Origin of the sequence: Pseudomonas sp. MWU15-20650, from assembly GCF_023242475.1 — a bacterium.
In the GTDB taxonomy this organism is placed as follows: Bacteria; Pseudomonadota; Gammaproteobacteria; order Pseudomonadales; family Pseudomonadaceae; genus Aquipseudomonas.
Genome location: NZ_JALJFG010000030.1, coordinates 1 through 19,156, shown reverse-complemented (window position 1 = coordinate 19,156; position 19,156 = coordinate 1). Strand labels below are relative to the sequence as shown.

General features: G+C 59.3%; 20 protein-coding genes. 9 read left to right on the top strand and 11 right to left on the bottom strand.

Annotation, left to right across the window (positions count from 1 at the left end; genetic code table 11):
- Positions 1 to 69: 69 nt before the first annotated feature.
- Both M5B43_RS20185 and M5B43_RS20180 read right to left on the bottom strand, forming a co-directional pair.
- Positions 70 to 873 (bottom strand): hypothetical protein, encoded by an 804-nt coding sequence (locus M5B43_RS20185; protein ID WP_248751764.1) that lies wholly within the window; start codon positions 871 to 873, stop codon positions 70 to 72.
- Between the two features lie 99 nt (positions 874 to 972).
- The gene (locus M5B43_RS20180) at positions 973 to 1,935 is read right to left on the bottom strand and encodes an alpha/beta fold hydrolase (protein WP_248751763.1); all 963 of its coding nucleotides are present in this window, start codon (positions 1,933 to 1,935) and stop codon (positions 973 to 975) included.
- A 143-nt stretch (positions 1,936 to 2,078) separates the two neighbouring features.
- Between M5B43_RS20180 and aroC the strand changes: the two genes are divergently transcribed.
- The 4 genes from aroC (at position 2,079) to M5B43_RS20160 (ending at position 5,410) form a co-directional block, all read left to right on the top strand.
- Entirely contained in the window at positions 2,079 to 3,170 is a 1,092-nt protein-coding gene (gene aroC / locus M5B43_RS20175) for a chorismate synthase (RefSeq protein ID WP_248751762.1), read from the top strand.
- A 70-nt stretch (positions 3,171 to 3,240) separates the two neighbouring features.
- Complete coding sequence (locus tag M5B43_RS20170) at positions 3,241 to 4,404, top strand: MFS transporter (protein ID WP_248751761.1); 1,164 nt, start codon at positions 3,241 to 3,243, stop codon at positions 4,402 to 4,404.
- On the top strand, positions 4,401 to 4,931 hold the full coding sequence (locus M5B43_RS20165) for an acireductone dioxygenase (protein ID WP_248751760.1): 531 nt from the start codon (positions 4,401 to 4,403) through the stop codon (positions 4,929 to 4,931). Before M5B43_RS20170 ends, M5B43_RS20165 begins: the two co-directional genes overlap by 4 nt.
- Positions 4,932 to 5,140: 209 nt before the next feature.
- Positions 5,141 to 5,410, top strand: a complete 270-nt coding sequence (locus M5B43_RS20160) for a helix-turn-helix transcriptional regulator (RefSeq protein ID WP_248751759.1) — start codon at positions 5,141 to 5,143, stop codon at positions 5,408 to 5,410.
- Positions 5,411 to 5,468: 58 nt separating this feature from the next.
- Here the strand turns inward: M5B43_RS20160 and M5B43_RS20155 are convergent, their stop codons facing one another.
- The gene (locus M5B43_RS20155) at positions 5,469 to 5,747 is read right to left on the bottom strand and encodes a DUF3509 domain-containing protein (RefSeq protein WP_016970113.1); all 279 of its coding nucleotides are present in this window, start codon (positions 5,745 to 5,747) and stop codon (positions 5,469 to 5,471) included.
- A 407-nt stretch (positions 5,748 to 6,154) separates the two neighbouring features.
- Between M5B43_RS20155 and M5B43_RS20150 the strand changes: the two genes are divergently transcribed.
- From M5B43_RS20150 to M5B43_RS20135, 4 genes are all read left to right on the top strand, one after another.
- A complete protein-coding gene (locus M5B43_RS20150) occupies positions 6,155 to 7,981 on the top strand; it encodes a long-chain-acyl-CoA synthetase (protein WP_248751758.1) in 1,827 nt (608 codons plus the stop codon).
- 98 nt (positions 7,982 to 8,079) lie between these two features.
- A complete protein-coding gene (locus M5B43_RS20145; protein ID WP_248751757.1) occupies positions 8,080 to 8,595 on the top strand; it encodes an ankyrin repeat domain-containing protein in 516 nt (171 codons plus the stop codon).
- Positions 8,596 to 8,636: 41 nt separating this feature from the next.
- On the top strand, positions 8,637 to 9,167 hold the full coding sequence (locus M5B43_RS20140) for a hypothetical protein (protein ID WP_248751756.1): 531 nt from the start codon (positions 8,637 to 8,639) through the stop codon (positions 9,165 to 9,167).
- Between the two features lie 67 nt (positions 9,168 to 9,234).
- Positions 9,235 to 9,426: a PLDc N-terminal domain-containing protein gene (locus M5B43_RS20135; RefSeq protein ID WP_003172956.1), complete on the top strand. Its 192-nt coding sequence runs from the start codon at positions 9,235 to 9,237 to the stop codon at positions 9,424 to 9,426.
- Positions 9,427 to 9,508: 82 nt separating this feature from the next.
- Here M5B43_RS20135 and M5B43_RS20130 read toward each other — a convergent pair whose 3' ends face one another.
- From M5B43_RS20130 to M5B43_RS20095, 8 genes are all read right to left on the bottom strand, one after another.
- Entirely contained in the window at positions 9,509 to 10,636 is a 1,128-nt protein-coding gene (locus tag M5B43_RS20130; RefSeq protein WP_248751755.1) for a hypothetical protein, read from the bottom strand.
- Positions 10,637 to 10,683: 47 nt separating this feature from the next.
- Positions 10,684 to 11,988: an MFS transporter gene (locus M5B43_RS20125; RefSeq protein ID WP_248751754.1), complete on the bottom strand. Its 1,305-nt coding sequence runs from the start codon at positions 11,986 to 11,988 to the stop codon at positions 10,684 to 10,686.
- 46 nt (positions 11,989 to 12,034) lie between these two features.
- Positions 12,035 to 13,159, bottom strand: coding sequence for a HesA/MoeB/ThiF family protein (locus M5B43_RS20120; protein WP_248751753.1), 1,125 nt, complete (start codon positions 13,157 to 13,159; stop codon positions 12,035 to 12,037).
- Position 13,160: 1 nt separating this feature from the next.
- On the bottom strand, positions 13,161 to 13,433 hold the full coding sequence (locus M5B43_RS20115) for a MoaD/ThiS family protein (RefSeq protein ID WP_248751752.1): 273 nt from the start codon (positions 13,431 to 13,433) through the stop codon (positions 13,161 to 13,163).
- Between the two features lie 3 nt (positions 13,434 to 13,436).
- Complete coding sequence (locus tag M5B43_RS20110; protein WP_248751751.1) at positions 13,437 to 14,114, bottom strand: hypothetical protein; 678 nt, start codon at positions 14,112 to 14,114, stop codon at positions 13,437 to 13,439.
- A gap of 67 nt (positions 14,115 to 14,181) precedes the next feature.
- Positions 14,182 to 14,883 carry a TfuA domain-containing protein gene (locus tag M5B43_RS20105; protein WP_248751750.1) on the bottom strand — a complete coding sequence of 234 codons (702 nt, stop codon included), beginning with the start codon at positions 14,881 to 14,883 and terminating at the stop codon, positions 14,182 to 14,184.
- The gene (locus M5B43_RS20100) at positions 14,864 to 16,081 is read right to left on the bottom strand and encodes a YcaO-like family protein (RefSeq protein ID WP_248751749.1); all 1,218 of its coding nucleotides are present in this window, start codon (positions 16,079 to 16,081) and stop codon (positions 14,864 to 14,866) included. Before M5B43_RS20100 ends, M5B43_RS20105 begins: the two co-directional genes overlap by 20 nt.
- Before the next feature lie 78 nt (positions 16,082 to 16,159).
- Positions 16,160 to 16,336: a hypothetical protein gene (locus tag M5B43_RS20095; protein WP_248751748.1), complete on the bottom strand. Its 177-nt coding sequence runs from the start codon at positions 16,334 to 16,336 to the stop codon at positions 16,160 to 16,162.
- 719 nt (positions 16,337 to 17,055) lie between these two features.
- Here M5B43_RS20095 and M5B43_RS20090 point away from each other — a divergent pair.
- Positions 17,056 to 19,146 (top strand): LTA synthase family protein, encoded by a 2,091-nt coding sequence (locus M5B43_RS20090; protein WP_248751747.1) that lies wholly within the window; start codon positions 17,056 to 17,058, stop codon positions 19,144 to 19,146.
- Positions 19,147 to 19,156: the final 10 nt, after the last annotated feature.

The following is a 19,156-nucleotide window of genomic DNA, read 5'->3' as shown; positions in this document are numbered from 1 at the left end:
ATTCGATGACTGAAACGCCCTCATCGGGAGCAAGTCCCCTCCCACATGTTTAATTGCGTACCCGCCTGGTCACCGGTGAGTGGCAATCCAGATCAACAATCCCGCCTGAAACACGGTAAACGCCACCAGGCAGGTGATGGTAAAGCGCAAGCCGCTGTCCTCGCGCTTGAACTTGGTGACCTTTTCCTCTTCCTTGCGCAGTTTCACTTCCTGCTCTGCCAGGTTGTGCTCAGCCTGCTGCAGCATCTGCGCGGCTTCGAGGATCTCTACAAACTGCACCTTTTCGGTGTTCCAGCTGTCCAGCACGTCGCTGACCTTGCCCGGCTGCACATTGCCCTTGAGGTGCTGCACATCGGCATAGGCCACATCAAACCCCTGGATACGCAGGAAGTGATCGCGGCGCAGGCGTGTGGCTTCGTTGAGCGCGTCCTTGTTGGCAAGGTCTACGCCATCGACGCGGTAGTGTGACCACTTCTTTTTCGCCCAGGCGGCGCCTTGGGCGACCAGGAAGCGGCCAAGGCCGCGGTTGGCGGGTTCGATTTCCAGGCTGTTGCCCGGGCCGAAGTGCACGCGATGTTTATCGTGGTCCACCCAGATATCCAAGTGGTTCTGCTCGCGCCGTACCCGCTGGCTCGGTAACTGGATGACCATGCGCAGCAGGCTTTGGTGTGAGGAATGGCGCTCTGCATAGCCGAACTGCACAAAGCGCAATGGCCGCGCGCCGGTGGCACGGTCGGTGGCCAGGGGAGCCAGGCGCAGCATTTTGAAATGTTCGGCGTGTACGTCCGCCCAGGGCAGGGCCGCCGCCTCGACGGCCTCGGTTTCAGCCGGGGTCTCGGCGGTGGGTTCTGGTGTTGCTTCAGTGGTTGTCATGCGGTGCGATCCTGTCCAAGCCCAGCGAGTCGACAGTCTTTTTACTGTCGACCCTGGGCTTATCGGCCGGTTTTCACAGGACTGGAGGCCAATAGTCGCTTAACGGGGTTGAAGTCCGTCGATAAAGCGCACGATACGCTGGCCCAACTCGGCGGCGAGCGGGAGTTGCGGATCATTGTAGGACTCCAGTTGTTCCTTCACATCCTTGGGCACGATGCGCATGACGTGGTTCATTCCTTCGATTACCGTCAATTGGGCGTCCGGCTTGGCTTTTTTCAATTGCTGGGCATCTGCCACGCCGACCTGGATGTCGTTGGTGCCCTGGATGATCAAGGCTGGCATGCTCAGCTGGGCGAAAGCGGCCGACGGGTCGGCACGAAACAGGCTGATCAGATAGGGCTGCACGCTGGGGCGGAAAATACCTTCCAGTGGGCGAGGTACATCGGTATCCACCTGGCCGGCCTTGAGATGGTCGAGGATTTCATTGCTGCGTAGCAGCAGGGCAGGGGGCAGGTGATCGGCCAGTTGCTGGCGAATCACTTGGTCCACCGGGCGAGCGCTGCCGGACAGCGAGACAACGCCCGCCGGGTCCAGTTGCGGCGCGGCGAGGGCAGCGACCAGTGCGCCTTCGCTATGGCCCAGCACCACCAGCGGGCCCATGCGGCTGTCGGCCTTGAGCAGCTTGCCCCAGGCCACGGCGTCGGACACGTAGGCGTCGAGGGTCAGGTTACGTTCGTCGGGGGTGGCAGCCAGGCTGGCGGCCACGCCGCGCTTGTCATAGCGCACACTGGCGATGTTATTCCGCGCCAGTACCCAGGCCAGGCGCTTGAGGCTGTCATTGCGTGCGCCGTCGGCGCTGTTGCCATTGCGGTCGGTGGGGCCGGAGCCGGCGATGATCAACACCACGGGTACCGGCTTGTCGGATTTGGGCAGCAAGAGTGAGCCAAACAGCTCGCCGCTGCCGGTGTCCAGGCTGATGGGCCGTTGCAGTACGACTGGGGAAGCGGCGAAGCCAAGGCTGGAAAACAGGGTAAGGGTCAAAAGCAGAACTCGTAGCATCATCACGCCATCATGAGGAAGGTGCCGGTTGGACCAACGTCTACCGGTAAGGTTTCGAGGATGAACTACTCGGTTAGCCTGCGTATACTGGCGGCCTTAAGTTATTACGGTTGACTTGATTCAACTGATTTCACGGAGCGCCCTGCATGTCCGGCAATACCTTCGGCAAACTGTTCACTGTCACCACCGCCGGCGAAAGCCATGGCCCTGCGTTGGTCGCCATTGTCGACGGCTGCCCGCCTGGCCTCGAGCTGTCCCTGGAAGACCTGCAGCGTGACCTCGACCGCCGCAAGCCCGGCACCAGCCGCCACACCACCCAGCGCCAGGAGCCCGATGAAGTCGAGATCCTCTCCGGGGTGTTCGAAGGCCGCACCACGGGCTGCGCTATCGGTCTGCTGATTCGCAACACCGACCAGAAATCCAAGGACTACTCGGCGATCAAGGACCTGTTCCGCCCGGCCCATGCCGACTACACCTACCACCACAAATATGGCGAGCGCGACTACCGTGGCGGTGGCCGCAGCTCGGCCCGCGAAACCGCCATGCGCGTGGCGGCCGGCGCCATCGCCAAGAAGTACCTGGCAACCCAGGGCATCGTGATTCGCGGCTATATGAGCCAATTGGGCCCGATCGAAATCCCGTTCAAGACCTGGGACAGCGTCGACGACAACGCCTTCTTCAGCCCCGACCCGGACAAGGTGCCGGAACTGGAAGCCTACATGGACCAGTTGCGCCGCGACCAGGACTCCGTAGGCGCCAAGATCACCGTGGTGGCCGAAGGTGTAAAGCCGGGCCTGGGCGAGCCGATCTTCGACCGCCTCGACGCCGAACTGGCCCACGCGCTGATGAGCATCAACGCGGTCAAAGGCGTGGAAATCGGCGCCGGCTTCGCCTGTGTGTCCCAGCGCGGCACCGAGCATCGCGACGAACTGACCCCACAAGGTTTCCTCAGCAACAATGCGGGCGGCATCCTCGGCGGTATTTCCTCCGGCCAGCCGATCGTGGCGCATCTGGCGCTCAAGGCCACCTCGAGCATCACGACGCCGGGCCGTTCGATCGACGTGCATGGCAACCCGGTGGATGTCATTACCAAGGGCCGTCATGACCCGTGCGTCGGCATCCGTGCCACGCCGATTGCCGAGGCGATGATGGCTATCGTGTTGATGGACCACCTGCTGCGCAACCGTGGGCAAAATGCTGATGTGCGCGTGACTACGCCGGTACTGGGCCAGTTGTGACAGCCGCTGGCAAGCGAGCTTGTTGTGGCGAGCGAGCTTGCTCGCGCTGGGCCGTGAAGCGGCCCCTGGCATGACGCCGTCCCTCCCGTACTGGCGTCTCTCCAGCTTCTACCTGTTCTACTTCGCCCTGCTGGGGGCAACGGCGCCATTCCTGGCGCTGTACTTCGATCACCTGGGGTTCTCCAGCGCGCGTATCGGCGAGCTGGTGGCCATCCCCATGCTGATGCGATGCGTTGCCCCCAACTTGTGGGGCTGGCTCGGCGACCACACCGGCCGGCGCCTGGCCATCGTGCGGTTTGGCGCGGTGTGCACCCTGGCCAGTTTTTCGCTGATTTTCGTCAGCAAGACCTACGCCTGGCTGGCCTTGGTCATGGCCTTGCATGCGTTCTTCTGGCACGCGGTGCTGCCGCAGTTTGAAGTCATCACCCTGGCCCATCTGCACAATCAGACATCACGCTACAGCCAGATCCGCCTGTGGGGTTCCATCGGTTTCATTCTCACCGTGGTGATCATGGGGCGCCTGTTCGATGGGCTGAGCCTGGATGTCTATCCGGTGGTGGTCGTGGTGATCATGGCGGGGATCATCGGGGCCAGCCTCTGGGTACCGAACGTGCAACCCGCCAGCCACGGCAACCGCCTGGCCGGGGAGGGGTTCCTCAAGCAATTGCGCAGTCCCGGAGTGCTGGCGTTTTATGCCTGTGTGGCGCTGATGCAAATGAGCCATGGCCCGTATTACACCTTCCTGACCCTGCACCTTGAACACTTGGGCTACAGCCGCGGCGTGATTGGCATGCTGTGGGCGCTGGGGGTGGTCGCGGAAGTCCTGATGTTCCTGGCCATGAGCCGCATCCTCGCGCGCTTTTCGGTACGCCGGGTGCTGCTGGCCAGTTTCCTGCTGGCGGCGGTGCGCTGGTTGCTGCTGGGCTCATTTGCCGAGTTTTTCTGGGTGCTGCTACTGGCGCAGGTGATGCACGCTGCCACATTTGGCAGTTTCCATGCGGCCGCGATTGCCTTTGTGCAACGCAGCTTCGGGAGTCGCCAGCAAGGCCAGGGCCAGGCGCTCTATGCCGCATTGGCCGGCACGGGTGGCGCACTCGGCGCCCTGTATTCCGGTTATGGCTGGAACCTGTTGGGGCCGACCCTGACCTTCAGCATTGCCAGCATCGCGGCCCTGGCCGCTGCCATTATCATTGGCCTTCGATTGCAAGAGCCGAACCAAGGAACCGTGCAATGAGTTATGTAGCCGTTTACCACGTCGCCACACCGGACACTCCGAACAAGGTGTTGACCCACGTCGACGACATCCAGTCGACCCTGGCCGAACACGGTGTGCGGTTCGAGCGCTGGCAGCCCAGCCCCATCGAAAAGGGCGCCAGCGACGCTGAAATGATCGCGGCGTATCAGTCACAGATCGACGCCCTGGGTTACGCCGCCGTGGAAGTGATCCGCATGAGCCATGACCATCCACAGAAGGACGAGCGACGTGCCCAGTTCCTGGATGAACGCACCTACAGTGAGGATGAGGTGCGCTTCTTCATTGCCGGCCAGGGGTTGTTCACGCTGCATATCGGCGACTACGTGTACAGCGTACGCTGTGAGAAAAACGACCTGCTGGTGATTCCGGCCGGTTTGCCGCATTGGTTCGACATGGGTGAGAACCCGTACTTTGTGGCACTGCGCCCGTTCAATACGGCCAAAGGCTGGGTGCCTGTGTTTACCGGTGACGAAAACGCACGCCGTTATCCCGGGTTGGACGACTAAACATAGGTATTTGAATGTTCAACCCCGATAGCGCGGAAATTGCTGTGGGAATAAGCCTGGTTTGCTGTAGGGCGTAGCTGTTTATGCTGCGCCTTATGCCTTAATACTCTTCACTGTGTAACTCTCTCCTGCCTCAGCCATGTTTATGCCACCTGTCAATGAGAGGAATCCGAAAGGTGGCTATGCATCAGCAAATAAAGGAGAGCGCAATGAGTGGGCCAGACAAGTCATGTCGACCGTTGGTCATCATGCCGACAGCTATCAGAAAACGCCTGAGCTTGTCCGGCAAATCCTTGACCCCGACGGAGCTGGAGATTCTTCGATGGGCGTCCGAGGGCAAGACCGTCTGGGAGATCAGCCAGATTCGCGCAACCTCCGAAGCCACGGTGAAATTCCATTTGCGTAACATTTACGGCAAGTTGGACGTTACCAACCGCGTGCAGGCAATGAATGAAGCGGCTCGCCAGGGCCTGTGCTAAAGACAAAAAAGGGCCGCGACGCCATTCAGCGTCGCGGCCCTTTTTTCGCCTGTGTGTCTTAAGCCGAATGGTAAGTCGGCAGGGCAAAGCGGTTTTGGCTTTGCAGCATCGAAATCTGCGGCAGTTCGCTGGCTTGTTCGGCCAGGTCACGGCGAATGGCGCTGATCACCCATGTCAGTTGGTCGGCGGTGTGCAACTGCTGGTACGAGATCGAGCGCTTGACCTGTTTGCCTTCGCTGTTGCGCAGGGTCAACAGGATGCCACCGTCAGGACGAGGTTGGGTGGTGACGTCGTACTGGGAGAATACTGAAGCGAATTTATCTTGGATCAGGCTCATGTCTATCAGCTCCATTGGCTCAAGTGGGCAAGCATGGAGTGATAGGTGCAGTGATTGTGCCAGTATTGGCTATTGATAAAAAACGTTATAAATCAGCAAGTTATAAGAAATCAGTTTTTTCGTTTTCGTGCAATTTGCATGAATGGCCATCGTGCATCCTGCATTTTGCGTTATCCGGGCTGCGATCTCTCCAGGGTGTGGCCCACGCGCTATGAATACTGACCGCCTTTTCCCCGGGAAAATTCCATTGGGTGAGGCGGCTTACGCCCGGGATACAAAACTTTTCAAATCCTGCGTGTACAGCCCAAGAAGCGCTGACGTATTTTCCTGCGAGCCATCCGGCGAATTCCCTCGGGCGCGAGGACATTTCTGGACCAGACCAAGAATAAGAAAAAGGACGCTCCGCCATGAGTCATCAGCAAAGCGGCATGATCACCTGGAGCATGATGCTGCGAAAGGTGCCTGCAATTGTTCGTGCGCTCCCGCGTGTGGTACGCGGCATGCGTGCGGCCAACGTCACCGACCCCAAGCAGTCGTGCGGCTTGGGCTGGCACTTCGAGCAAGCCACCCTGCGCAACCCGAATGGCATCGCCTTGCTTTACGGTGACGGTGTGATCAGCTACAGCGACGCGAACCAGCGCGCGAACCGCATCGCCCATTACCTGCAGGCGCAAGGCATCCGCAAGGGCGACGTGGTCGGGCTGTTTGTCGAAAACCGCCCAGAGTTGCTGCTGAGCGTGCTGGCCATCGCCAAGCTGGGTGGCATCTGCGCCATGCTCAATACCTCGCAAACCCAGGCGACGCTGGTGCACAGCCTGAAGCTGGTGAACCCGGTGGGCATCATTGTGGGGGCGGAGTTGGTGGCGGCTTACGCGGCGGTGCGTGAGCACGTTGAGATCAGGGCGGATAGAACCTGGTTTGTCGCCGATCAGCAGGTGAGTGGCGTGCCCGACGGTTATATCGACCTGATGACTGCCAGCGCCGAGCGCCCAGTGGACAACCCCGCGAGTAGCGCGCAGATCTTCTTCAATGATCCCTGCTTCTATATCTACACCTCCGGCACCACCGGCTTGCCCAAGGCTGGCATCATGAAGCACGGGCGCTGGACCAAGACGGCGGTCAGCTTCGGCAGCATCGCCCTGGACATGGGACCGCAAGACGTCCTGTATTGCACGCTGCCGCTGTACCACGCCACCGGCCTGTGCGTGTGCTGGGGGGCGGCCATTGTCGGCGCGTCCGGGTTCGCCATCCGCCGTAAATTCAGTGCCAGTCAGTTCTGGGATGATGTGCGCAAATTCAAGGCGACCACCTTGGGTTATGTCGGGGAGTTGTGCCGCTACCTGCTCGATCAGCCACCCAGCGCCCAGGACCGGGATAACCGCGTGACCAAAATGGTCGGTAATGGCCTGCGCCCCGGCGTCTGGGCGCAGTTCAAGCAGCGCTATGGGGTTGGGCACGTCTGCGAATTGTATGCCGCCAGCGACGGCAATATCGGTTTCACCAACGTGTTGAATTTCGACAACACCATCGGCTTTTGCCTGCAGCACTGGGCGTTGGTGGATTACGACCACGACAGCGGTGAACCGCTACGTGGCAGCGATGGTTTCATGCGTAAGGTGCAAACGGGCGGCCAGGGCTTGTTGCTGGCCCGGATCGATGAAAAGTCGCCCTTCGACGGCTACACCGACCCGCAAAAGAACCGCAAGGTGGTGCTGACTGACGTATTCGAGAAGGGCGACCGCTATTTCAACACCGGCGACCTGGTGCGCAGTATCGGCTTCGGTCATGCGCAATTTGTGGATCGGCTGGGGGACACCTTTCGCTGGAAGGGTGAAAACGTCTCGACCACCGAGGTGGAAAACGTCCTGCTGCAACACCCGCAGATTGCCGAAGTAGTGGCCTACGGGGTCGAGATCGAAAACACCAATGGGCGCGCGGGCATGGTTGCCATCACCCCCAGTGAATCCCTGGCTGCCCTGGATATGCGCGAGCTGCTGCAATTCGCCCACGGCCAGCTGCCGCACTATGCGGTACCGCTGTTCCTGAGGATCAAGGTGAAGATGGAGACCACCGGCACCTTCAAGTACCAGAAGGTCAAGCTCAAGGAAGAAGCGTTTGACCCGGACAAGGCCGGCACTGATCCCGTCTATGCCTGGTTGCCGGGTTCGGACAGCTATGTGCCGGTCACCGGCCAACTGTTGGCGCAGATCCAGGGCGGACAATTTCGTTATTGATTCTGGCTATAGGCGCTTTTGACAAAAAAGCCATGACAGTGGGGAACTCCATCGCGACACTGGGCGCCTATAAAGCACACCAGACCAGGAGCCCCCACATGTCAGACCAGCCCAAACAAATGACCGAAGCCGAAGCCGCCGAATTTGCCGAGCAGGTCTTCGACGTGGCCCGCCGCGGTGACGCCGCCATGCTCGCGGCATTGTTGGCCAAGGGTTTGCCGGCCAACCTGCGCAACCACAATGGCGACACCTTGCTGATGCTGGCGGCCTACCACGGCCACGCCGACGCGGTAAAAGTGCTGCTGGAATTCAAGGCCGACCCGCAGATTGCCAACGACAAGAACCAGCTGCCGATGGCCGGTGCGGCGTTCAAGGGCAACCTGCCGGTGGTCAAGGCGCTGATTGAAGGGGGCGCACCGGTGGATGCGTGTTCTTCGGATGGGCGTACGGCGTTGATGATGGCGGCGATGTTCAACCGCGTTGAAATGGTTGAATACCTGCTGGGCCAGGGCGCCAACCCCAAGGCCACCGACGCCCAGGGCGCGACTGCGTTGGCGGCGGCGCAGACCATGGGGGCGGTGGATACGACGGCGCAGTTGCAGAAACTGGTGTAGGCTACGCGCCCTTTAAAACCCGCCCGCCACAGGAACACCCCATGAAAACCGCCCTCGTCGAACTCATCAGTAAAATCAGCGCCGGCGTCATGAGCGACGACGAGGTAGCGCGTATCGCCGACGAAGCGGCCCAGGCCTACGCAGACCCGGTGGCGTTCCTGGCGGCCAACCCGGACATCAACTACGACGACACTTTCCCGATTTCGCTGGGAGAGTGGGTGGTGGTCGGCAGCCTGCCGGACACGGTGTTGTTCCAGGCCGATACCTATGCCGACCTCTTCGCCCAGATCGTGGCGTCGTTCGGGCCGGGTGTGGCGTTCAACCTCAAGCCCAAGCAATTGGCCAAGACCGAAGACCTGACGGCGCTGAACCGCATCCAGATCCAGATGAGTGCCCTGAGCCCGGAAGACGGCGGTTATGTGCTGATGAACTTCAGCCAACTGTTGGATGACGAGATCCAGGCGGTGCTGGTGTTCGGCAATGACGTACCGCGGGTACTGGCGCTGTGCGCCGAAGTCGGCATCAAGGCCGAGCCGTCGCTGGAAGCGTTGAAGATCGCGGTGCACGTCTGAAATAAAACGGAACCCCCGTCAAGGCTGACTATCCTACAAGTGCATGCCCTCACTTAGGAGCGACACCATGGGTTCCACTTTTAATGGCCTGATCGGCCTGATCATTCTCGCACTGGACATCTGGGCGATCATCAACGTGTTCAAAAGCGGCGCGAGCACGGGCGCCAAAGTGCTGTGGATCCTGTTGATCCTGCTGTTGCCGGTATTGGGCTTGATCATCTGGGCCATTGCCGGGCCTCGCGGTAACGTGCGGATCTGAGGCCGTCGCCGTAAGGTCATTCAGCGTGGCTGAGTCTGCGGTGCAACTGACACACCGCAGGCCCAGCCTCGTTCCGGAGGATTTATGCTGCCTGTGACAATCGGGCCAGCGCTCGCCGGAAACCGTCCACCTTAGCCACATTTCCCCGTGTTCTGTGGGTAATGGCGCCATAGGCGTAAGGCAGCAGACCTTCCAGCCAATCCCGTGGGTGGGCCTCGGCGCTGTTTTCCAGTGTCGCGACGACCCAATCAGGCAGCCATGACATATCGCGATCAGAGAAGTTGACTTCACCTGCGATCAGCAACGCCAGGGTGGTGCGCAGCGATGATGTGTCCTTCAGTAAGCGTTCCTGCAGTGCCAGGCAAGCGTCCGGGTTATCGAGCAACACACGCAGATCGCTGGGCTTGCTCAGCTTGAACGATGGCGTCAGCAACGCGGACAAGGCCGGTAACGCATCCACCCAGCGTTTATGCACCTCTTGATCAATCCCGACGAAGTCCAGTGCCGGAGGCACAAGCAGCGTCACATGGGTAAGCGTGGGGGTCAGGTAGCGCAGGCGAAGGCCCATGATGTCCATGAACAGCCGGTCGCTGGCACATAAGGACGTCACGGTTGGGGTGGTGGAGGGCAGGGGGCCGATAATGAACGTCGCATTGCGTCGATGGGGCAGGTGGTGAATGTCGCCCCAGCTGTCGTTCAGGCGCTGGGCGAGCCATGCCTGGGGCGTGGAACCTGTGAACGGCGCCAGGTTCATGGGCACGCCGAAACCGTTGAATACCACATGACCGCGAGGATTCAGGCGGCGCTTGAGCAATTGGTGGAACCCATGATCAAACACGATCGGGGCATAACCCTCGTCGGTGTAGAGGTCGACAATAATGACGTCGTAGCGGTCGGGGGTCACCGCCAGGAAGTGCGCGGCGTCGTCGACCACACTGTCAACGTCGAGGTGTGCTGCCAATCGGTTTCGGTTGTCGAGGCTGCGTACGGGGGCTGTCTCGTCCAGGTCGACGGCCAATAGGCTGGCCACCCTGGTACTGGCTGCGATCGGCGCCAGCGCCACCCCGTCCGAAAGCCCCAGCATCAGTACCGAGATGTGCTCCTTGGACGGGTCCCCCAGGAAGCCGATACACCCCATGTCGTCATAATATTGGCCGCAGAAGATCTGTTCATGGCGAACAGATTCAGGCCGGTCTTCGAGGTCTGGCATGGTCAGCAACAACTCCGTTTGCAATAGGCCGGTGACGGCGACGCGCGTCAGTGCGCGAACGCGGCAGGGTATTTGTCCAGGTAGGCATCGCTGAGCTGCGTATCCTTGGTGCGCATGAACGTCTTGAAGTCGGGTACCAGAAATACCAGCAACGACAACAGCAGCACCATGACGCCCAGCAGTGTGATGGTCAGCGCGACTCCCAGGTGAGCGATCAGGCTGTTCATCGCGAAACTGCCCAAGGGGCTGGCCGCCGCAGACAGAAACGAGACCGTGGCAAAGATCCGGTTGCGATGGAGCTTGGGTGTCGCCAGCAACCTCACGGCGGAGGTGGGGATGTTGATCAGCATCAGCCCGACGCCGCCGCAGAAGAAGGCGGCGGGTACGAGCAGCGATGAAGAAACGGTACCGACCACCACCAGGTTGAACCCCAGTAACGCAAAACCTGCGGATACACACAGGTCGCGGGGGAGGCGTTCGGATAACCAGCCGATGATCTTGTAGCTGCCCGCCAGGATGCCCAGCCCGAAGCACGAGTCCAGGAGACCGATGTAAGTGACCGGGTAGTGGATGACGTCTTTCACGTAGAGAGGCAGCAGGATGGTGAAAAATGGAAACAGGGCAAAGTTGATCAGCATCGCGACAATGGCCAGGTAAAACTCGACCTTGACGCCGTACACCACCTTGAAGCCGGAATAGATCATGCTAAAGCCGCCGGCGCCCGTGGCTTTTTCGCCTTGGCCTGTGGCGCCGATGTGGCTGGGTATGGTCGCGATCAGCGCGCCGGCGATCAGAATCGCAAAAAAATCAGCGGCAAAGGCGAACGTGATGCCGAACCCGTAGATCAACCCACTGGCCATGACCGGCCCCAGCAGGATCGAAAAGGACGACATCACGCTTTTGGTGCGAAAGGCCAGGGAGACTTTATCGTCGTCTGCAAACAAAGGAATGATCGACGCCTGGAGCGGGTCACGTACGCCGACGACCGCACTGCTGATCATCATCAGCGCACCCACCGTCCAGGGGTTGAACGACTCCGTGGCGGACAGGATCACCATCAACAGGGCGGTCAGCAAACTGACCCAGGCGGCCAGCTTGATGATCAGGATCTTGTTGTACTTGTCCCCCACCCATCCCAGCAGGGGTTTGGCTAACACCTCTGCGGCGATGGAACAGGCAATCATGTTGGCAAAATAGAGCGCAGAACCGGTTTCCTGCAGGGCCCACCAGGCCACCGCCAATTGATTGCAGCGTCCCCCCAGGACCATCAGCAAAAAGCTGAATTGCACTTTCAGCAAACGCCGGTCGATGCCGGGAAAACCCCAGGTAATGCCTGAAGAATTTGCACTCATTGAGGTACCTTTGATTCGGAGAGGATGACTGCGCAATCAGGGGCGTTCACGGCGTGACCGGGGCGCAGTGATCAGGGTAAGTCGCCAGGTACCGCTCGATGCCACCTTCCAGGCTATAGAGGTGCGCGTGCGGGTGGATGCTGCGAACAGCCAGCAGGGCGGCCTTGCTCCTGACACCGGACTTGCAATAGAAAACGATACTGCGGGTGGTATCGAGCTCTAGTTGGCGATGGATGATGTCTTTGAGCGGAATCAATTGACCGCCCAGCGAACCCTGCAGATATTCATGGCTGTCGCGTACGTCGACCAGTTGAAAGGGCGCTTGTGACTTGAGCCAGTCATGCAATCTGTCGGGGGCGAGCCAGTCGCTGTCGCGCCATGCCGGCGTGGTCGAAGCCCCCAGGGTGGGTGCAGGAAGGCGATCCCGGGTTTTATGGATGTTCAGCAGGTGGACGCTGTTGTCCAGGCAATCGATGGACAACAATTTGCCGCTCAAGGGCTCCCCGGCTTGGAGGATGAGCTTGAGCACTTCGTTAGCTTGAAAGCAGCCGAGCAGGCCGGGTATGACGCCAAGCACACCCGCTTGCGCGCAGTTTTGCGTCAAGTGAGGGGGCGGTGGTGTTTCGAACAGATCCCGGAAGCACGGCCCCCGTTCCTGGGTGTCTGGGTGGTAATGATTAAAGACCGACACCTGCCCCTCGAACTGGCTGATCGAGGCATAGACCATCGGTTTTTCGCAGGCGATACAGGCATCGCTGATGAGGTATTTGGTGTCGAAGTTATCGGTGGCGTCGACAATGATGTCGTAGCTGGCCAGCAACGACAGGACATTGTCCGGGTTCAGCGTGGTGGCAACGGTGTCGACGACGATGTCCGGGTTCAACTGGAGGATACGACGCCTGGCTGCCGACACTTTCAATTCGCCGACATCGGCAACCCCATAAAGAATCTGCCGATGCAGGTTGCTCAGGTCGACGATGTCGTTATCAACGATGCCAATCGTGCCTACGCCCGCGCCCGCCAGGTACAAGAGCACCGGGCAGCCCAGCCCCCCTGCACCGACCACCAGCACCTTGCTGTCTTTGAGACGTTGCTGGCCCTGGGGGCCGACCTCGCTGAGGATCATCTGGCGGGCGTAACGGGAGGTGTCCGTCTTCAGGGTGCACTGCATGTCAGCCACCTGCCACGGCGTTGATCAGAATCAATTGCGCGTTACTGTCCAGGGGGCGGCCACGGTCCTGCTCACTCATCACTGGCATGCCGTTGACGAACAAGCCCACGAACGGCAGTGGGTGAAGGTCCTCGGAGAAGACGGGGCCAATCAGGGCGGGAAACCGCGTGGTCAGGTTGCCCAGCACATCGTTGACACACACACCCTCGGCGACGTGGGTTTTATGTTGGTCGGTGTAGGGCATGAACTGCCGGGGAAAGTGTACGACTGCCATGGGTCATCCTTGAGCGGTGTCAGTTGTCAGGTCACTGGAGAATGTATCCAGTCTGGAGGTGATCAGCTTGCCGATTTCAGACAGTTCGGCTGATGCCTGGAGCGTGGCCAGGCTCTGGAGGAAATACTGATGCAGAAAATCCAGCCGTTCGGGGCGCGCTCGCACCGAGCCGCTGGCCACCAGGCGCTTGTGGTAGTTCACGGCGCTGACCGCGAACAGGCAGGCCAGCAAGACGCCCCGAGGGTTCTTGCCGCCGGTGCCCGATGGCAGGACGTAGTCGTTTGCGCTGTCCTTGAGCTGGAAGTCGTAAATCTCAGCGATCATGCTGCACCAGATATGCGACAGCTCATGCACGAGCAGTTCTTCAAGATCCGTCATGCTGGTGAACGCGGCTTCGCCCAGGAACATTTGTTGCGGCAGCACGGGATTGGTCAGGCTGACTTGTTGCGTCAGCAACTTATATATATTAACCGGCAGGTCGAATAGTTTGCTCCATTGCGGTAGCAAGGCTTTCAGGTTGTTCTTCGCTTCGGCCAACATGAACTGCTCGGCGTTGCTCAGCGCTTGATGGGGCGGAAACTCAGGTGCGCCTTCGACGTGCTGTTGATACAGGGCGGTGGCAAAGTCGGGTTGCAAATAAGTGGCTAAAGGTAACCCGTTGCCCGCGATATTTCTGCGCACAACGGCGACGAGGGTTAGAAGTTTCGTGCTGTTGAAGTGTGAGTTTACAAATGGCAAGCCATTTATTTCACACAGTATCTCTGATGGCGACATTCTGGTTTACCGTCTTCGTCCATGGTTTCAGTTTGAGAAAATCGATCAAGTCCAGGCTTTTGATTCTGTAGGCAGAAAAGTTGGCCAAGGCGCTGTCTATGGTGTTTTCCGCGACCGGCAGTGTCATCAAGGTGTCTTTCAAGCAACGGAGTGTGCGATGTCCGTACCACATGTTTTTCAGGTAGTGCAGGGTATGTTGTTCGTGTGCCGGCGTGATGATTTTTTCCGCCGCCCAGTGCCTTAAAAACTGCCTGATATGGATCAGTGGTTCACTGAGCGAAAGGTACGGCTCCTGTGCTTGATGCACCAACGTCACTTCGTCATCGGACATGTCCGGGTCGCTGGCGAATTGTCGATAGACTTCACCAAAGCCGGTCATTCCCAGCGTATCCATTTCACAGGCGCGAATGGCTCCCATGGAAGACAGGCCCCAGATGCGCCAGCCGGCGTCCAGGGCACCCAGTATCTCGGCGTGGCCGACCGCTGGGTGTGCATGGAACACGCCATCGACAATCGCGAGGTTCGAGGGCGGTGATTGCGCCACCAGACGCTCTATATCGCCGCGTTTGACGGGCGGGCACAACACCAGGCCGTCACTGCACAGTAACTGGCTGTCGATGCCTTGCAGGGAAGGGCCTGCAAACAGCAGGCAGGGCTCAAGCGTTTTGTTTGACATACGTAAGTAACCTCGGACCGACCCTTTTCAACCCCGGTTCAAAGGCTTCAAGCCCCGGAATCATGATTCTGACCACCGTGATGTCGTCCGTGGCCTTGCTGAGCACAACCCTCAGCACGGTACTGAGCCCGATGCTCTGCAATCGCTCGATGAGCAATGCCCAGGCCGATTCGAGGGTGGGGATCGCGGCCTCCTGGCAGTCGATGGCGGAGTAATCGATCATCTGGTCACGGGCGGTGGCCACGCTACGCAGGCGTGAGATGGCTTCAAGCTCGACCGTACGGCCCTTCTTCTCGAAGTATTTGACCCGCTCGATGATGTCGTCCCGGCCGCCGTGGATGTGGCTCAGGCGGCTTTGGGCCGCTTCGCAGATCGCACGGATCAAGGCGATTTCCTTGATGGGGTGCAGCCCTGAGCCCGTCGCGACAGAGATGGGCGCCTGGGGTGATTCTTCCATGATGAACGCCTGGAAGTAGGCCAGGCCAAAACAGTTCTCGGTGTAGCGAACCGACAGGCTTAAGCCCGCATCATTGATTTTCCTGATCAGGCTGTCGGTTTCGGCGCTGTAGTGGTCCAGATTGACGAGGCAGGAGCGGTCATGCAGGTGATTGAAGGCTTGAACATCGCGCTCCATCAGTTCGCACACCGCGTGCACCGAGGCTTCCACCACGTCATTGCCTGAGGCCAGGCCACTGGAGCTTTCGCCGAAGAGTTGCTGCCCGGGGTTCTCGGGGTAGGGAATGAACACCAGTTCGGCGGGTGCCAGGACCTGTTGCTGACGCAATACATCTTCGACTTCGATGGCCATGATGAGCGCGTCGGCATTGGCAGAGAAGCCATACAACAGGCAGAACTGATTGAACGCTATTCGGCCCTCATGGCTTTCTATGAGTTGCCTGGGCGTGGTCTCTAACAGTTTCAACTGGGCGGTATTGTATTGCGCAAGGCTGAATTCGATAGCCTCCATGTACGCGCCTATCTTGGCTTCTGCTGGCCTGAGGCCCTTACCCGCATTGACGCACAGCGACCCCTTGAGTGCGGCGGGTCGAATACTGGCAAACACGGGAATACCAATACGGTCCAGCCAAGTCGTGTCTGTTACCCGGGTAATGCCCAGGCGGGGGGCGATGTCGTTGACGATGACTTTTAATGTTTCTTCGGCACTGCGACGACGAAGGCTCGAACTAAGCCTTTGCATAAGTTGGCACCTTGGCTTGATAAAAGATAAACAAGCATCTACTAAAAAACGGGAGGGAATGACTTCCCTCCCGTTTTTTTAGGCTGCGATTTTTACTTCTTCAGCCAGGGCCAGCGTCAACACGTTGTTGTTCGACTGATGGGCCACAAAACCGGCGTGCATCAGACTTTCATCGTTCAGGATGACGGAAAACTTTTCTGCTGTTTCCGAATCCAGTTCCAGCGCGAAGGTTGCATTGTTAACGAGAGTGTCCATTTTATTTTCCTATCCATAGTGTTGCATTTGAGGAGGTGTGTTGCGCAACGGCTATAAACCTTGCAGGTGAGGAAGTTCATGTCAAGGCAATGCGTTTAGTTTTGATTCGGACTTTATTTGGGGCAATGCACTGGAAAATTACTTGGCGTACGGGCTGATCACTTCATCGGCATTCGATGTAAAAGTCGCTGAAGTCTAGTGCAGTAGCATGTTTGCTCCGTTGCGCCGAACACGAAGGCGCTGTCTTGGGTGAGGGGTGGCCTTGGGTGTTTGTTGAATTCCCCGCCGGTTCCATGACCCCCATAATGGGGACGGCTTCTTGGGCTGGGTTGCCGATGTCATTCACAGGAGCGAACGGCAAAGGTAGTGGCTAAATAATGGCAATTACAGCGCGCCAGTTGTGCCGATAAAGTGCTTTGCAACTGCGCTGTCGGAGCGGCCCGTGCCATTCGTATTTTGTGTATCGAAATATTCGCTGCACAGAATTTTCACATTCCAACCAAGACAATTCGCAGGCCTTGTGCAGCTGCCAAGGCTCTACCTCCGGGGCCATATAAAGGCGTAGCAACGTTGCACATTCAGTAATTTATAGCCTTGCCGGCCTTGATCGGGCACCATTTGTGCCATCGCGTTAACCGCCTACCCCAGCCAGCCTGGGCGAGGGACGGACGCCACTGCATTATTTCGTAACTTAAACTTCCAATGGGTCCTAAAACGACATGGCAAACCCGGACGCCCTGAATCAGCAGCGAGCTTCAAATCGCCTGCTGCAACCGACCGTCAAATCCCATCTGGCTTATACGCTGCTCTGCGCACTGGTCATGATGGTGATGTTCTCCCTGCTGCGCCTGGCGCTGCTGGTCTATAACCGCGAGATGATCCTCGACACGCCGGCCTCGACCTTCCTGGAAGCGTTCGTCAACGGCACCCGTTTCGACATCCGCTTCGTGATGTACGCGCTGGTCCCGTTGCTGCTGGCCTTGTTCAGCGTACGGGCCATGGCGGCGCGGGGCTTCTTCCGTTTGTGGCTGACTGTCGCGTCCAGCATTGCCCTGTTCCTGGGCCTGATGGAGATGGACTTCTACCGTGAATTCCACCAGCGCCTCAACGGGCTGGTCTTCCAGTATGTGAAGGAAGACCCGAAAACCGTGATGAGCATGCTCTGGTACGGTTTCCCGGTGGTGCGTTACCTGTTGGCCTGGGCCGTCGGTACGCTGATCCTGAGCATCGCCTTCAAGGGCGCCGACCGTGCAACGCGCCCGCGTGGCCCGTTCAGCGGCGGCAGCATCGGCACACGCCAGGTGGCGCCGTGGTACAGCCGCATTGCGGTGTTCGTGGTCTGCCTGCTGATCGCCGTGGTGGCCATCCGTGGCACCCTGCGCCAGGGCCCGCCGCTGCGTTGGGGGGATGTCTACACCACTGACTCGAACTTTGCCAACCAGCTGGGCTTGAACGGTACCCTGTCGCTGATCGCCGCTGCCAAGTCGCGTTTCTCCGAAGAGCGTTCCAACATCTGGAAAGCCACCCTGGAGCAGCCGCTGGCCACCCAGACCGTGCGCGACATGTTGCTGCTGCCGGCCCACGAGAAGCTGGTGGACACCGACACCACCGCCGTACGCCGTGACTTCACGCCGCCGGCCGAGAAAACCCTGCCGATCAAGAACGTCGTCGTGATCCTGATGGAAAGCTTCGCCGGCCACTCGGTGGGCGCGTTGGGGCGTCCGGGCAACGTAACGCCGTACTTCGACAAGTTGTCCAAGGAAGGCTTGTTGTTCGACCGCTTCTTCTCTAATGGCACCCACACCCACCAGGGTATGTTCGCCACCATGGCCTGCTTCCCGAACCTGCCGGGTTTCGAATACCTGATGCAGACCCCGGAAGGTAGCCACAAGCTCTCGGGCTTGCCGCAGTTGCTCAGCGCACGCAAGTTTGACGACGTGTATGTCTACAACGGCGATTTCGCCTGGGACAACCAGTCGGGTTTCTTCAGCAACCAGGGCATGACCAACTTCATTGGCCGCAATGACTTCGTCAACCCGGTGTTCTCCGACCCGACGTGGGGCGTTTCCGACCAGGACATGTTCAACCGTGGCCTGGAAGAACTGAAGGCCCGTGAAGGTGGCAAGCCGTTCTACGCGCTGCTGCAAACCCTGTCCAACCACACCCCGTACGCGTTGCCGACACCATTGCCGGTTGAGAAAGTCACCGACCGTGGCAGCCTCAACGAGCATTTGACCGCCATGCGCTACTCCGACTGGGCGCTGGGCCAGTTCTTTGAAAAGGCTCGCAAGGAGCCGTACTTCAAGGAAACCCTGTTCGTGATCGTGGGTGACCACGGCTTCGGCAACGAACAGCAGATTACCGAAATGGACCTGGGCCGTTTCAACGTGCCGATGCTGATGATTGCACCGGGCATGCAGGAAAAATTCGGCGAGCGTGACCACACCGTGGGCACCCAGATCGATATCGTGCCGACCATCATGGGCCGCCTGGGTGGCGACACCCTGCACCAGTGCTGGGGCCGTGACTTGCTGAACCTGCCGGAAGGCGACAAAGGTTTCGGCGTGATCAAGCCGTCGGGTAACGACCAGACCGTGGCATTGCTCACGGGCGACCGCGTGTTGGTATTGCCGAAGGAAATGCCGCCCAAATTGTGGGAATACACACTGGGCGCTGAGCCGACTGGCAAGGTGATCCCGGAATCGCCGGACGAGGCCGCCCTCAAGCAGAAACTTGAGTCGTTCCTGCAAACGGCGACCAAGAGCCTGCTGGATAACACCGCAGGTGTGGTGGATAGCAAGCCGGACTGATGAACCGCTG